General features: G+C 36.4%; 22 protein-coding genes. 17 read left to right on the top strand and 5 right to left on the bottom strand.

Annotated features, from left to right (window positions below):
• The first annotated feature begins 212 nt into the window (after positions 1-212).
• The 7 genes from FKV70_RS04810 (at position 213) to FKV70_RS04780 (ending at position 4797) form a co-directional block, all read left to right on the top strand.
• Positions 213-791 (top strand): hypothetical protein, encoded by a 579-nt coding sequence (locus FKV70_RS04810; RefSeq protein WP_142611959.1) that lies wholly within the window; start codon positions 213-215, stop codon positions 789-791.
• A gap of 94 nt (positions 792-885) precedes the next feature.
• Positions 886-1356, top strand: coding sequence for a NucA/NucB deoxyribonuclease domain-containing protein (locus FKV70_RS04805; protein ID WP_142611958.1), 471 nt, complete (start codon positions 886-888; stop codon positions 1354-1356).
• Positions 1357-1622: 266 nt separating this feature from the next.
• Entirely contained in the window at positions 1623-2135 is a 513-nt protein-coding gene (locus tag FKV70_RS04800) for a hypothetical protein (RefSeq protein ID WP_142611957.1), read from the top strand.
• A 25-nt stretch (positions 2136-2160) separates the two neighbouring features.
• Complete coding sequence (locus FKV70_RS04795) at positions 2161-2568, top strand: hypothetical protein (protein WP_142611956.1); 408 nt, start codon at positions 2161-2163, stop codon at positions 2566-2568.
• A 730-nt stretch (positions 2569-3298) separates the two neighbouring features.
• The gene (locus FKV70_RS04790) at positions 3299-3886 is read left to right on the top strand and encodes a transcriptional regulator (protein ID WP_142611955.1); all 588 of its coding nucleotides are present in this window, start codon (positions 3299-3301) and stop codon (positions 3884-3886) included.
• Positions 3887-3920: 34 nt separating this feature from the next.
• Positions 3921-4544 (top strand): hypothetical protein, encoded by a 624-nt coding sequence (locus FKV70_RS04785; RefSeq protein ID WP_142611954.1) that lies wholly within the window; start codon positions 3921-3923, stop codon positions 4542-4544.
• A 19-nt stretch (positions 4545-4563) separates the two neighbouring features.
• The gene (locus FKV70_RS04780) at positions 4564-4797 is read left to right on the top strand and encodes a hypothetical protein (RefSeq protein ID WP_142611953.1); all 234 of its coding nucleotides are present in this window, start codon (positions 4564-4566) and stop codon (positions 4795-4797) included.
• 110 nt (positions 4798-4907) lie between these two features.
• Here the strand turns inward: FKV70_RS04780 and FKV70_RS04775 are convergent, their stop codons facing one another.
• A complete protein-coding gene (locus FKV70_RS04775) occupies positions 4908-5231 on the bottom strand; it encodes a hypothetical protein (RefSeq protein WP_142611952.1) in 324 nt (107 codons plus the stop codon).
• Between the two features lie 242 nt (positions 5232-5473).
• Here FKV70_RS04775 and FKV70_RS04770 point away from each other — a divergent pair, with 242 nt between their 5' ends.
• The 3 genes from FKV70_RS04770 to FKV70_RS27080 all read left to right on the top strand — a co-directional run bounded on the left by FKV70_RS04770 (position 5474) and on the right by FKV70_RS27080 (position 7517).
• A complete protein-coding gene (locus tag FKV70_RS04770; RefSeq protein WP_142611951.1) occupies positions 5474-5899 on the top strand; it encodes a NucA/NucB deoxyribonuclease domain-containing protein in 426 nt (141 codons plus the stop codon).
• 171 nt (positions 5900-6070) lie between these two features.
• Positions 6071-7330 (top strand): Kelch repeat-containing protein, encoded by a 1260-nt coding sequence (locus FKV70_RS04765; RefSeq protein ID WP_142611950.1) that lies wholly within the window; start codon positions 6071-6073, stop codon positions 7328-7330.
• 103 nt (positions 7331-7433) lie between these two features.
• Entirely contained in the window at positions 7434-7517 is an 84-nt protein-coding gene (locus tag FKV70_RS27080; RefSeq protein WP_223822117.1) for a putative holin-like toxin, read from the top strand.
• A 214-nt stretch (positions 7518-7731) separates the two neighbouring features.
• Here the strand turns inward: FKV70_RS27080 and FKV70_RS26475 are convergent, their stop codons facing one another.
• A complete protein-coding gene (locus tag FKV70_RS26475; RefSeq protein ID WP_244310657.1) occupies positions 7732-8622 on the bottom strand; it encodes a hypothetical protein in 891 nt (296 codons plus the stop codon).
• Positions 8623-8783: 161 nt separating this feature from the next.
• Here FKV70_RS26475 and FKV70_RS04755 point away from each other — a divergent pair, with 161 nt between their 5' ends.
• From FKV70_RS04755 to FKV70_RS04735, 5 genes are all read left to right on the top strand, one after another.
• Complete coding sequence (locus FKV70_RS04755; RefSeq protein WP_142611949.1) at positions 8784-9116, top strand: YolD-like family protein; 333 nt, start codon at positions 8784-8786, stop codon at positions 9114-9116.
• A 124-nt stretch (positions 9117-9240) separates the two neighbouring features.
• Positions 9241-9873 carry a hypothetical protein gene (locus FKV70_RS04750; RefSeq protein ID WP_014599897.1) on the top strand — a complete coding sequence of 211 codons (633 nt, stop codon included), beginning with the start codon at positions 9241-9243 and terminating at the stop codon, positions 9871-9873.
• Positions 9851-10405: an accessory gene regulator ArgB-like protein gene (locus tag FKV70_RS04745; protein WP_142611948.1), complete on the top strand. Its 555-nt coding sequence runs from the start codon at positions 9851-9853 to the stop codon at positions 10403-10405. The genes FKV70_RS04750 and FKV70_RS04745 overlap by 23 nt, the downstream gene beginning before the upstream one ends.
• On the top strand, positions 10383-10529 hold the full coding sequence (locus FKV70_RS04740; RefSeq protein ID WP_016821994.1) for a cyclic lactone autoinducer peptide: 147 nt from the start codon (positions 10383-10385) through the stop codon (positions 10527-10529). The genes FKV70_RS04745 and FKV70_RS04740 overlap by 23 nt, the downstream gene beginning before the upstream one ends.
• A 14-nt stretch (positions 10530-10543) precedes the next feature.
• Positions 10544-10939 (top strand): LytTR family transcriptional regulator DNA-binding domain-containing protein, encoded by a 396-nt coding sequence (locus tag FKV70_RS04735; protein ID WP_014599896.1) that lies wholly within the window; start codon positions 10544-10546, stop codon positions 10937-10939.
• A gap of 240 nt (positions 10940-11179) precedes the next feature.
• Here FKV70_RS04735 and FKV70_RS04730 read toward each other — a convergent pair whose 3' ends face one another.
• The 3 genes from FKV70_RS04730 to FKV70_RS04720 all read right to left on the bottom strand — a co-directional run bounded on the left by FKV70_RS04730 (position 11180) and on the right by FKV70_RS04720 (position 13632).
• Positions 11180-11392 carry a helix-turn-helix domain-containing protein gene (locus FKV70_RS04730; protein WP_043921417.1) on the bottom strand — a complete coding sequence of 71 codons (213 nt, stop codon included), beginning with the start codon at positions 11390-11392 and terminating at the stop codon, positions 11180-11182.
• 553 nt (positions 11393-11945) lie between these two features.
• Entirely contained in the window at positions 11946-13133 is a 1188-nt protein-coding gene (locus FKV70_RS04725; protein ID WP_142612008.1) for a site-specific integrase, read from the bottom strand.
• Positions 13134-13242: 109 nt separating this feature from the next.
• Positions 13243-13632 carry a helix-turn-helix domain-containing protein gene (locus tag FKV70_RS04720; protein WP_014599962.1) on the bottom strand — a complete coding sequence of 130 codons (390 nt, stop codon included), beginning with the start codon at positions 13630-13632 and terminating at the stop codon, positions 13243-13245.
• A 230-nt stretch (positions 13633-13862) separates the two neighbouring features.
• On the opposite strand from FKV70_RS04720, the gene FKV70_RS04715 reads away from it, so the two are divergent.
• Positions 13863-14075: a helix-turn-helix domain-containing protein gene (locus FKV70_RS04715; protein WP_017427617.1), complete on the top strand. Its 213-nt coding sequence runs from the start codon at positions 13863-13865 to the stop codon at positions 14073-14075.
• 12 nt (positions 14076-14087) lie between these two features.
• Positions 14088-14354 carry a group-specific protein gene (locus FKV70_RS04710; protein WP_142612007.1) on the top strand — a complete coding sequence of 89 codons (267 nt, stop codon included), beginning with the start codon at positions 14088-14090 and terminating at the stop codon, positions 14352-14354.
• Positions 14355-14451 lie beyond the last annotated feature (97 nt).

The raw sequence follows: 14451 nt of genomic DNA, 5'->3' as shown, positions 1-14451 counted from the left end.
TGGAACAACAATTCCATATTCGCTCGTAGAGGACAATTTGGTTGTAACATTTGAATTGATACAGTCGCCTAATACCCAAGCATTAGATAATGACTTTCCAATAGGGAATAACGCGGGAAACGCTTCTAGCCTTCGATTATCTGATATTCAAGAATATAGTGATGATGACGATATTCGAAGGCTTTTTGAATTAATGTAGGGGAATGATAATTATGAAGAAAAATCTAAGTGTTTCCTTACGTGCTCTTATAATTACATCGCTGATTTCATTAGCAACAGGTTCACTAATCGTATTGAGTGTTTTTTTAATTGGGAGTATTAGGATATCGGGAGGGGACTATATAGGTGCGGTTGTTGGCGGTATAGGGAGCATCGTGGGAAGTTTCATAGGTGCAGTGGTCGCTTATATAGTAGCCGCATATCAGGTTCATAAAACTTTTGAATTAGACAGGTTAAAAGGACAGTCTGGCAATTATGCCGTAATAAGATTGATAAAAGTTGAAGTTGACAAAAACTTTAGGCTTTTAGAAAACTCAAGAGATCACTACTATCTCGGAAAAAAAGATTTTATTAAATATTTAAGTGACTCAAATTGGAATAAATGTTCTACATTAATAGGACAAGAGATAAAAGATGAAGTCATACACACGCTTTCGTCAGTTTATAGTAAGATATTGTTATTAAAAAATAATGATATAACATTAGAAGGTCCGTTATATGATAAATTAACTACACAGTTAAATGAGTGTTCACAAAAACTTGATTCTCAACTTGAAATTTTAAGGAATTGATACTATAAAATCAGAAAGTTTCCAATCCGAAAGCATCGGTGATACCCTACTGGCTAAGCTGGTGGGGTGTTTTTACGTTTAAGGGGGAGACGTTATGCGTAAAACCTGTATTACAATTTGCTTGCTTGGGGCGTTAATAGTATTAGGTGGGTTTATAAATACACTGTCCCACACAGAATGGGGAGATACAAAGCCTTCGGTGCAGACCGTCGCTCCTGTGGCCACTACAACAGCGCCAGGAGAAGCCGTGCGCCTAGAATTCCCGTCAGACCGTTATCCCGAAACAGCACAGCACATTAAAGAGGCTATAGCAGCCGGAAAGTCACCAGTATGCACCATAGACCGCGAAGGAGCTGACCATAACCGTGAGTTGTCCCTAAAGGGTATACCCACCAAGAAGGGCAAAGATCGAGATGAATGGCCTATGGCGATGTGCTCCGAAGGTGGAGAAGGTGCAGACATTAAGTACATAAGTCCAAAGGATAATCGTGGAGCTGGATCGTGGGTAGGTCACAAATTGGATGAATATAAAAATGGGACGAAGGTTGAATTTATCGTTAAGTAGTAAAATCCCCGATAACCTTTATTGGTTGGCGGGGATTTTTGTCAATAAACAACAATATTTTTACATGTTCTAGTTCGAAAGACTATGTCTAAGAAGGAAGAATAGTTTGAAATTTATTTATGTCATTGCTGAATATTTAGAATTTTAAAGGAATTCATAATGGGACTTCCTTACTGTTTATTTAAATTTACGGTTTTCCTCTTACTTCGACATTCATTTTTATATATTATTTTGTTGTAAATACAAAATATTGGAGGAATGTATAAGTGAAATGGAAATTAGCTAAAAAAACTATCTTGAGTTCAATGGCAACTGCTTTATTATTCTCTGTTATAACTCCTTTTGCGGCGTTTGCAGAAACATCTTCAGTAACTGCTACATACGGAACAGCACCAACGATAGATGCTAATACTGTAACTCCGCCTGCTCCTACTGTACAGCCTGATGGGGAAGTTAGTACCCAAGGTGTAAAAGTTAAGGCTGTAGAAATTGCTATTAAAGCATTAAGATATGTTATTGATAACCCTGTGTCGAGATGGACTCTGGAAAAATTCTTTGATACAGAGACAGTGGCAGCTGTTATTAAATATAACAGTAAGGTTTTTGGTGTTCTTGAAAGTTACTTAGGAGCAGTAGAATTGACTACTGCTGAAATAGCCGCAGGCGCAAGGTCTGCTATCGTTCAAGAAATGAGAGGAGTCGTTAGTAAAGGAATTGCAGAAGGAGTAGGGATGGTTGTTGAGTGGTTGATTTATTATGGTAGCAAAGTAATACTTTAATGACTTGGAAAGTGAGAGGTGCATCATGGAAAACTCAAATATTACCCAGCTTGAGAAACGCATAAATGTTTTGCTTGAATGGAAATCTGTATTGTTGCGTTTAGCAGAAGATGAATTGTCCCCATATGATAAGTGGTGTGCTGAAAAAGAGCTTAGTCGAGAAGATCAGCATTTTATCACGAATCTTTGTATGTTATTTAACATCCGTTTGCATCCTGATCAAAGTAACCCTGATGTTCAAAAAGTCACTAAGAACTTTGAAGAACATTTCAAAGTTGATGATTTTGAGTTGAGTTATGAAGTATTTGAAAAATTTATAAAAGAATATCAACTTAGAGTGCACCCAATTCACGAGTGGGATGCTCGAGAAGTGCTTGAAAAGCTTGCCGAGAGCAATAGAAGTGTTGAGTTGAAGGAAAAGCTACTTGGTTAGCTATGAGTTCTAAATGGAGTAGGTAAGAAGGTCCCGCTAACTTAATGATTGGTGGGACCTTCTTCATTAAAGGAATTACCATACCGTTCACCGAATACCTTCCTGAGGTGATCAGCATGAACCATACATATAAAGTGTTAAAGTCGGATATAGAACAGTTACAGTTACGTTTAGTCAGGTAAAAGTGCATCAGAGTATAGCTTCTCTTTGAAATTTATGGTATATTGTAGTTGGAATTGCGACTAGGCCTCTGATCTTGGTTAAGGGGTCAGACAATGATGAAATTTACTGAAGAATTTATTTTAAAAATGGTAAGAACAACTTTTGGAATGTGTAAGTTGATAATTTTAGTTTTGCTAATATTGATTCTTTTTAAGTAGTTGGTTAGTAACATATTGTAATGGACTGAAATAATTTTTAATAACGATAAATTTTGAGTTTTGCTTTTCTAAATTAACAGAGACTAGTCGCCTTCCCTTAATTGGGAGGCGATAAGTGTTAAATAAAGTAGTGCACAAAAAAGGCATTTTCTCTTTCTAGAGAAGATGCCTTTTTTGTGCTATCTGATAATTAAATAAGGTAAAGGAGATGGAGTTATCTTTATCGAGAATAGTTGATAATTTTTTTAAAATCTAATGGTTCAATAGTAATAGTTCTTGTTGACTAATTCGTTTAATGTTGCAATAATCTAAATAGGGAATATAAGTAAATACATATACAGGGTGATAAATTGGAATATACAAAGAAAATTATTGAAGAGAAGTTAAATATACTTTTAGAAGAATCATTTAGGTCTGATCCTGAAGCAAAGAAATTAAAGGTTCTAAAAGATATAAGAAAGGTATATAAAAAACTCTTTAGGATCAAAGATGATGAACAAGTGAAGTTGTATCTCTTGAATTTAAAAATTGATGAAATTAGAATAAAAGCCAATTCTTTTATATCTAATAAGATACACAACTTGTACATGCTTTTTTCAATTTTGCTAATGGTTTATGCCATAATTTTTATAATGAATTCAGGAAATAATTTTTTTGAAGAGACCAGAATATACCTTAAATATGTTGGTATAAGTTTATATGGAGCGTTACTATTTTTAGTTACGACCTCATTAAAAGAGATTAATGAGGTTGGTAATAAACTTTTAGTTTCCATGATTATTCCATTTATTTTTATTAGTGTTTTATTTATAGATAAAAATGAACCTTTTTCACTCACAAATGAGAATGTATATGTATTCTTACTTGGTTATAGTTCTGATATGCTCACTTACATTTTGAATAAAATGATTGAAAAAGTAAAAGCCGTTTTTAATTAAAAAATTCAACAGATAGTTTTTTGGGAGGAGTAATATGAGTAAACTTAAAGAAGATTTAATTGAAAAGTTGATGCAAATTTCGGAGAATGCAGATGAATATGACGAAGTTGGAATGGCTGTAATTAGAAGATGTAAAAAATTATTTACAAAACTTAATTCCATTAATCCTGATGACCAGAATAAGCTGTTTAAAATCAAATTTGAGATTGATGAGTTTATTCTTATATTAAAAGAACATAAATCAGGTAAAGTCTTCGCACATGGAAGACTGGCCTCTAAATTTACGATTGTAACGACACCATATATGTTTATTATTTTAATTATGATTTACTCTTTAATGTATATAACAATTGATAACGTAGGAATAGACAACAACACTGAATATCTTTATATTAAATATCTAGTGTTAAGTATGCTAGGGGCTATGTTCTTTTTTATAACTACGTATTATGAGAAATTTAATAAATCATTGACTAAATTACTGATAGCTTGTTTTGTACCAATTTTATTCGTGGGAGTTTTGTTTACAAAAAAAGATGGAAGTATAGATTTTGCGAATGCCCAACTTGTTGTCTTTCTGCTCGGTTATGGTTCAAACCTTGTTGTATTAATTATCAACAAGGCGACCGAGAAGTTTAAAGCAACATTAAATATTTAGTTTGTAAAGGAGAATTTAGTTGGGAAACATATATAAAGTGCTTAGTATGGATGCCGATTTTCTGGGAGCAGCTCTATCACAGTCCCGAGTATGCGTAGTTAGACCACTGAACGACGAAATGGTGGAGATTGTAGATTATGGTGGTATGATAGAAAAATATACACCTGATTCAATTAAGGTTAATGGAAGCTATTTTATGAGAAAGCAGTTTGAATTTAGAGTAGATGTGAAAAAGGACTCCGCTGGTATGTAACCAGTATGGAGTCCTTTGTTGTTTATTTACTTAAAAACACGCTTATTTGAACGTGTACATCGTATTGTAGTTATACGGTCATTATGGCTAGAATGGTTATGCCTTTCGAATTAATCAGGTTTGGTAATATAACCTTGATAGTACGCCACGTATACATTATTTACCAGTACAGTGTCATACAATGTTAACGAACCACCCCAACCAGTTCCAGGTTCTGTATAAGCAATAGTAGTAGGGATTTTATCTCCTTTCTGATATTGTTTTGTATAACCGGTTACATATTTCTGGGGAAGACCTTGTGGTGTAACTATAGACGATGTTTGACTATTCGTGGATACTTGATTATTAACGGGTGTTGAAGCAAACGCGGCTGACGAACTTCCTAACAAAGCTAATGACAAAAGGGAAGTGACGACGATCTTATCCAACTTCATTCAAAAACATCCTCTCGAATAAAATTTGATTACTTATTCAATATATAGTATATATTGTTATTTTTAATGCGAAATAGATCACATTGAATTGACAAATTACTATTTGATTAGTGCGAATTAGGTAGACGTAAAGGACTCTGAGGGTAATTGGCGATCTTTTTTTGTTTTGCGACAAGCTATGCGATACTTCGACATGACTCTCCAATTAGTATAAAGAAGGCTAAATACTATGGAGGTGTCATATGATAAAAGGAATTGCAAGAGGATTAATTGTATTTTTACTAGCTGCTATTTTTTCCGTTCAAGGCGTCTATGCTGAACCGACAGCAATCAACCAGCAAGCATCTGGGTATACGTTGGAGTTCCCTAGTTCACGTTACCCTGAAACCGGAGCACACATTAGGGATGCGATAGCAGCCGGACATTCTTCGGTATGTACGATTGATCGTGATGGAGCTGAGGAAAACAGGAAGGAGTCACTCAAGGGCTATCCAACTAAAAAAGGATATGACCGCGATGAATGGCCAATGGCAATGTGTGCTGAAGGCGGCGCAGGTGCAGATATCAGATACATAACCCCTAGTGATAACCGGGGAGCAGGATCATGGGTAAGTCATCAGTTAGATAAATATTCTAATGGCACAAAGGTAAGATTTATCGTGAGTTAAAAACAAGGACTCAGCCAGTATAGAAGCTGGAATGAGTCCTTTTTAATACCCAATAAAAAATAAATATGCAAGAATATAGAACATATTTATAGATAAGCAAGTTTATGTTTAGACTCATTAGATCGAATCGAGTAATCTTAGCATACAAAAACAAAAAGGGGAGAAATTGTTTTGAAAAAATTATTTATGTTTTTTATTATTTGCATAGCTTTTTTCTCAACAGAAAAACAGATATTTGCTGAACAAAATGCTTGGATAAGCGAGACCAATTTGAATAATAAAATTGACAGAGTAACCCTAGTAACCGTTAATGGCAAGATATATTCAATTGGCGGACATGATCCGAATAAATTTTATGACACAATTGATGTTTATGATCCTGAAACTAAAACATGGACGCAAAAAGGAAAACTCCCGACACCAAGAGGAACGGTAAGCGCTGCTGTATATGATGGGAAAATATATATTACAGGAGGCGAGCCTATAAATGACAAACTGGATATCTACGACCCCATAACAAATGAGTGGAAGAAGGGAAAGTCACTTCCCAAGGTTGTAGCTGGTCACGGCTCTCAATTTGTTAATGGAAAGCTTCTTGTAATAGGTGGATTCAATATTTATAACAATGCATCCGCAGATGTTTACGAGTATGATCCAAGTACCGATAGCTGGACTACAAAAGCTAGCTTATCCACTCCTCGTAGATATATCACATCTGCTTTAGTTAATGGAAAGGTATATGCAATAGGTGGTTTCGATGAATCAAAAGGCTTGCTTTCTTCTATAGAAGAATATGATCCTCAAGCCAATACTTGGACAACAAAGTCACCAATGTCCACCAAACGTATGGGGCTGTCAGCTGCAGTGTTAAACAATGAAATATATGTCATTGGAGGTAATACTGCTACTGAAAAGATAAGCGGGCCAGCAACGGATGAAGTTGAAAAATATAACCCCAAGACAGATACATGGTCTAAAGTACCTAGCATACTAACTGCAAGGGGGCTTTTATCGGCAGTGAGCTTGAATAATACAATATATGTAGCAGGCGGATCTAATAAATCCGTATACTTTTCAGACTTTGAGAAATATGCGCCTGGCGATAATGGAACCTCTCCAAGCCAACCAGGAGATCCAGGAACCTCTCCAAGTCAACCGGGAGATCCAGGAACCTCTCAACCCAATAACCCGGTGGGAGATCGTGCTATTCTGGTAGTCACCATGACAAATGGCTTAGAGAAGGAATTCGACCTGAGCATGAAAGAGGTCAATGATTTTATCTCATGGTACGAAGGTAAGCAGGCTGGTTCTGGATCGGCTTCATACGCCGTTAATAAACATGATAACAATAAAGGCCCATTCAGCAGCCGTAAGGATTATATGCTATATGATCGTATCCTAACGTTTGAAGTAAGTGAATACTCGAAGTAAAATAAAAAGCCCTCATAAAAGAGGACTTGTGGTATAATTTGGATTGTGCGACAAAACGGCTATATAGGGCGGTCGGCTAATCTCCCGGAAGGGAGGTGACGCCATGGAAGTTAAAGACACACTGATGTTGATGATTCAATTCGCAACGTTGGTGATTCTGATACTTTCTTTCCATAAACGGAAATAGACCGCCCTGGTGAGGATACGGTCTATTTCTGGATCAAACCTCAATTGCTGACCGCTCTTATAGCGGTAAGTCGTGCAGGGGACGGTGGCTGCCGTTCCCTTTTTCTATTCTTATGTTATCATATTCATTTTATTCAGGCAATGGAATTACCTTTGTTGACAATAGTCATAATGGTTATAGAAATATTAAAACCCCGGATTGCTCGGGGGCCGTTTTATTCAAGACCAAATTGTGCTTTTGCTTGTAGTTTGTTACCTTGGAATGTGAAAACGGCATTTGCACCAGGTTCGACTTCACCTTTATACGAATACATTACAGTATAAAATTCGTCTCCTTTTTCACCAACCTCTGAAAGAGCCTCACCGGGACCACCGATAATTTTCGCAACTTCCTCATAAGTCATTCCATTTTTAATCTTGTTATATTTAGCTTTGGTAATGGTTCCGAGGTTTGGCGATTCTGCTACTGTCCGACCCTCTATTTTTCCGTTGTATAGTTTCCAATTGGCTTCTCCCTTAGCACCACGGGAACCAAGTTCACCTTTAAAGGTAACCATATCCCCCGGATTAAGACCATTCAATTCTGAACGATCTGAAACTTTTACAACGATAACATCCCCGAGTTTTTTCTTTTCAGCGCTAATATCTGACCATGATTCACCGTTGTAATCTGCAGGTTTACCATAGACATAAAGGCTGCTTGATCCAGCTTCAATAACAACACCTGACCATGAAACAACTTGGTTTCTTACACTATCGAATGTTTCCCCTTGCTTAGATACTGGCAATGCAAAGAGAGCAGATGAAAACTTATCAAAAGGAAGCGATGTGTCAATCAATGGTTTTTTAGCATCAGTCTGTTCATTTTGGACTGGTTCAGTAGTAACTTTGTTCTCATTAACAGGCGTGGTAGCTACTGGTTTGGAATTAGTTTCGGCTGGTTTCTGAGTGTCAGCGACTGATATTCCAATAATAAATACTAAGAGAGCAGCTAAACCAAAGAGAAACATTTTCTTAGCCTTGCCATTCTTTCTAATTAAAGCTATAGCCCACAAAACAAAAAACACAAAAAAAACCAGCAAAGCAATCACAGCAATTGCAGTCATTACATAACCCCTATCTATTGGTAATATTATTGTAAAATTAGTATATATGACCTAGGAATAATTTTCTAGTACAAAAGTTTTAGATTCAGAACGCGAAAGGTCTTGTCTAGAACGTATGTTCGTAATATAATTTCTACATAATACATCAGGAGGCTAAATACATGTCGAAAAAATTAGAAGGTAATGGCTTGTGGGAAAGCAGTCGGATAATCATCCCTGAGCACAAAGAAGCTTATTTGCGTTTAATGAAAGACCGTCAACGGCGCGGTAAACCGGAGCTGGATGACCAAGAGGTACAATTGATCGAGCAGGCTCTAATAGAGTCTTACAATACACGTACAGCCGTGACAGTGACAGTATTTAGCCCGTTTGACGATACGGACATGACTGGTGTAGTAACGTCAATTAACACCGCTAGATGCGAAGTAAAACTGTTTCGTGGGGAAGATGACTTTAGTTGGATTAGGCTTGAGGATATTATATCGGCAGGCTGAAAATAATTACCTCACATAATACATAAATACTTCCATTTAACATGGTAATTGGATTGCCTCTAACAAGTAACAAATATAGAATTAAAGCATATTTGTTACCAATTATGAGAAGGGGTTATGTGTTATGTGGGAGCCTGTACGGTTCTTGCTTTTCTCGACTGTAGAAACATTTGCGGCGTTTGTTTTAATGTTAACTATTTTTAGAGTTAGAGCCTTAGACTATATATGGCCTGCATTGTTTATTGGTTTGATAATGAATTTGCAGAGCTTTATCTTGAGAGAAGAGACATCTTTATCTTTCTTTGCTCCAACCATAAACATTATATTGTTCACGTTATTAATAACCACTGTTGTTAGGATGCCGATTATTTGGGCAGCCATCATATCCATTACAGGCACATTTTTGTACACATTATTCCAAGCGGCGGTTATATTAATGCTTTTTGGTACCTTGACAACAGAAATGCAGACCTCAGCAGAAGGATCGTTAGCGCAAGCGGTAACTAGTGCATGGGTGTTAGCTATTTCGTGGTTCCTGTATAAATTTAAAATAGGCTTTACGGCAGATTATGAAAATCTACGTTTTAAGTGGGAGTATGTACTCGTTATTATCTTAATAATAGGAGTATTGGCAGCTTGTGCATTTATGTTTTACGTCAATAATTTCTTTTTGAGTATTCTATTTATTGCCTTAGCATCTGCCATGTTTTTATATTATGCATTAAAAACGGAGCGTGATTACTATAAAAAGCCTTGACACCATCGCTCTTAATATTGCGACTCACATCAAAACAGTTGTCCCTGATCATCCTTCATCTATAGATGTTTTAAAACACGGGATATCCGTTGCGATCAATACAGTCTCAATTATTTTACTGACTATAGGTATCTCATTTTTTACGGACAGAATGCAGGAAGCTTTGCTAGCTATGATATCTTTTTCAATGTTGCGCCAAATTGTAGGAGGAATACATTTAAAGAGCAATATAGTGTGTATTGTTGTATCTACAGTTCTACTTACTGCTTTATCTTTCGCAAGTTTTAATTACAATTGGATCGTTATTACGTCGATAATAAGTATTGTGCTTATCTTGATTTACGCGCCATCGAGGGTGGAGGGGAAGACGCGTATATCTAAGAAGCACTATCCGTTGCTAAAGTTGATGGGAGTTGCAATTGTTGCTTTAAATCTGTGGTTGGCTTTTCCAGTGGTAGCTGCCAGTTTTTTTGTTCAGAGTTTAACACTAATAGAAGGAGGTGTGAAAAATGAAGAAAACCAAACCGAGTAAAGTGAAGGCTAGTATGTATTACAATATTGCTGCAATGTTGACAACACTTGCAGTTGCATCAGTGAGCACGGCAAGTCTGTCATGGATTCACAGTCCCGAACCACCGAAAGAATTGTTAAAGTAAGCGGGGAATGTTAAATGCTAAGTTTAACCGTATCGGCAGATCCTGGAGGTATAGAAAGAGGAGAAAATGTTTTAGTAGACAAAGTCCTTTTCATCTCTAAGGGGAGAAAGCGAGACCAGATACTGGTTCATACATTTGATAAAACATACTATATGGTAGGAACCTTGAGACATTGGGAGAATTTTTTGAATAGTAACGGATATCGTTTTTTAAATGTGGATAGAAGCAACACTCTTAATGTAGAAAAAGTAAAGATTGTTAATGGTATCTTTAAAGATGCTTACTTTGAAGATGAAGTAACAAAAACATCGAAAAGATGTCCAATTGCTTACCATCGATTTGATGAGGTTGTTGAAGAAATGGGTTTTATTAATTCGAAAATAATCTTCACTGGAGTTGCTACAAAATAGCGACTCTTTTTTTGTCGAAAATAAGTGTCTTATAATGTCGAATATTAAGAGACATTCAGCGCCCGAATTTTTGTTGCCAAGCCCCTAATAATGGGATTTAATAGTAGTATAGTTATGTCAAAAATTGATATGTTCGATTATAGACATAATTGACTTGGAAAATAAAAAAGGGAGGGGAGTACAGTTGTCTGTAAAAAGTATGGTTCAACCATACTTTTATCCGAGGGAGAGCCAACAGGCTCACTCAAAGATCAGTTCGTATAAGTCTTCCATTTTACAATCGAGGGCATAAGCTATGTTAATCATAACATCAGCAGACATTTTATCCTGATTGTTGGCCCAATTAGAAATCAAATGTCTGCTGTAGCCGGTGCGTCTAGCAAGATCGATTTGTTTTATACGACGTTCTTCGAGTAGCTCCTTAAGTCGGCATCTCCCACGGGAGATTTTCAATCAGAGATCCTCCAGTAGACATCTATTCGTTGCAAATTATATCACTGAGAGGCACTCCAGTAAATACGACAAAGGACGTGCATCAATGCAAATACACAGATTAAAGATTAAATGGGACATTAAAAAAGAGAATGCTGAAATTTATACCTTATCTATGCTTCAGGTATTTGGGACTACTCTGCCGGTCGTTGTAATAGTAGAAGCTCCTTCATGGATTCATGAATTCACTTTCGTAAAGTAGTATGTAAAACGGGGTAGAATGGTTCATTCCCATCTGCCCTACATTGGTCTTAAAATCGTCCCCCTAAGTGTCCCCCAAACGTCCCCCAATTCATGAAAAGTTATGATAGATTGTGAACAACGTTTCTGATGAAATGTTCTATAAATCGCTATCCTAATAAAGGAAAAGATGAAGTGATAAATTCGTACATAAATCGCACCCAAGTACATCAGTGGGAACGTGATCAATATCTGACGCTTTATTAATAGATAAAAACCTGTGAGTATGCGGTTTTTTTGGGAGTTGTAATGGGGGACGTTTCAGAGGAGTTTATTAATTCTTCTGGGGTGTCCCCCAAACGTCCCCCGACTTAAAATTGTTTGAGCCGAGAATTTTGCTTGTGTATTCCTCATATCTGTCTATGTTACGTTTCTCTAACTTCTTAGAAATGTGTGCGTATACATCAGATGTAATCTGCACACTACCATGACCAAGCTGCTCCTGGACAAACTTTATATCGGCTCCAGCTTCAAGCATGAGCACTGCGTAAGTGTGACGAAGAGAATGGATACGTAAAACTCCATCGAGACTAGCGCGCTTCAAGATACGCTTAAATGCGTTAAATAGTGTTGACTTCGGCATAGGACGTCCGTCATTTCTACATAGAACGAGATTTAAATCATGTCGGTACATTGTTTCTCCGAGATTAATTTTATTCTGGTTCTGCCAACTAGCATGATACTTTAGATCGTTGATTAGAGATGTACTTACACTGATTGTTCGTTTTGATTTGAAGGTTTTTGTTTCCCCGAATAGCTCGTCCTCGTTATCAGGTTGGAAATCCAAAGTTTCATTAATGTGAATTTTTTTCTCCTTAAAATTAATATCAGACCACTTTAAAGCAGCGGCTTCACCTTTACGCATGCCAGTCTCCAACAGCACCTTGAAAAATATCCAGTATATATAACCATATCCTCTTGCTGTATAAAGAAAACGAGGAATATCCTCAGAATCAATGAAATCAATAGTTTTTTGTTTCCTCTCTCCCTTAATAATTGATCCTATGCAAGGATTACGTTCTAACTTTCCTTGAATTACTGCGAGTTCTAAAGCACTGTAAACTGTTGAGTTAATTATTTCGACTGTTCTTCGGCTTAAGCCTTTTTCTAAACAAGCATCTAAAAATTTTTGGTACATATCTGGTTTTAAATCTTTTATCATTAATTGTTTAAAATAAGGCTTAATGTGTGTTTTTAGATTGTTCATATGTTGTTTAAGTGTGTTTTTTCTAACATCTCCTTTTTTATAGTTGATGATCCAACTTTCTATATAATCGACGAGAGGCTTGTCAATCTGTTCGTAACCTTGTTTTATTCTCTTTAAAAATTCTGCTGCAGCTAACTCTGCTTCCGGTTTTGTACGGAATCCCCGTTCTGACTTCTCCTTTTGTTGCTGTGTAAACGGATCGGTGTACTTTAACCGATACCGCCAACCACTCTTTAATCTTTTAAAGTTTGCCATGATTATTCCTCCAATAGAACAAATGTTCCGTTTTTTGTGTATGTGAAACCGCCTCGCAGCGGTGAAAGCGCAAAGTTAATATTTAGGAAAGCTATTTCATTCAAAACAATTAATCTTTTTTGTTCTTTTTAGCATCCCAGAACATAGCTTCCATGACCCGTTTAATTTTTTCTTTGTCGTCTTCTGAGATTGGTACGCCATCGAACATTACCGGCGCATCTTCTTCAAGTATTGTTTTAAAATCCCGAATGTCCTTTGACGTGGCCCACTCTGGATATTGGCGATCATCTTTTTCGGCTTCTGTACGGCCAAGAAGGTAATCTACGGTTACATCAAAATACTCGGCTAATTTTGAAGCCACCTCAGTATTTAAAGTTCGGCTTCCTTTTTCGATATTGTATAGAAATTGAGGGGTAATTCCTAAAAATTCAGCTACTTGTACTCCTGATTTCTTTTGTGATTTTCTAATCTCTCTTATCCGGTTAGGATAACTAGACATGTCCTGTGACCGCTCCTTTTAAACTAATTGATGAATTAATGATATCAACAAATAGATTAAAATACAAACAGCAAATAGATTAAAAAGAAGCAAATAGGCGAAAAATTGAGCATATATATTAAACTATATGGATAATAATCTAAAATGCTTCTATTTGAACCTATTTGATTAATTTTACGTTTGATTTAATTAATCAAATAGATTAATATTAGTTCAACGGAGGTGATGAAATGAAGGTTTCTGAACAAATGAGGCCACTTATAAATGAAAAAGGATTAAATCCTTCTGATTTAGCTCATTTAGTTGGGTGTTCCCCGCAGTACATGCACAATTTGCTAAATGGAAGTCGTCGGTGGAACGAAACCACGCTTAGAAAAGCCTGCGATGCTTTGGGGTTAGAGATCAAGCTGGTTCCTAAGAAATTAAAAGAAAACAACAATTAAGGAGGGATAAACATGTTGTCAGTCAGCGTTGACGAAAAAGAAGCCTTTCAACTGGTCAAATCGAAGATAGCGGAGGTTTTAAAAGAAGCTGATGTGGAGTACGTATTTTGGGATGCGGCTGAATTAAAGCGTCGTACATGTATGAGTTGGAACTTTATACAAGAACAATTTTTCTATCATCCAGAATTTCCGAAACGGAAAGTAGGGAGCAAATGGTATTTTCCTGCGAGAGAAACGCGTGAGTTCTTGGAAAATTGGTTATTGGAACAATCTTATTAAAGAAAGGAGAACAAAACTAAATGACTACACCCAATATAGAACAACTGGATAACTGACTGCATGATTTAAAGAATGTAAGCATTCTACTCTATTAAAA

The organism is Paenibacillus ottowii (assembly GCF_006874425.1).
GTDB classification, from domain to species: Bacteria; Bacillota; Bacilli; order Paenibacillales; family Paenibacillaceae; genus Paenibacillus; species Paenibacillus ottowii.
The sequence above is the reverse complement of the archived record's forward strand: the minus strand, read 5'-3'. Positions and strand labels throughout refer to the sequence as shown.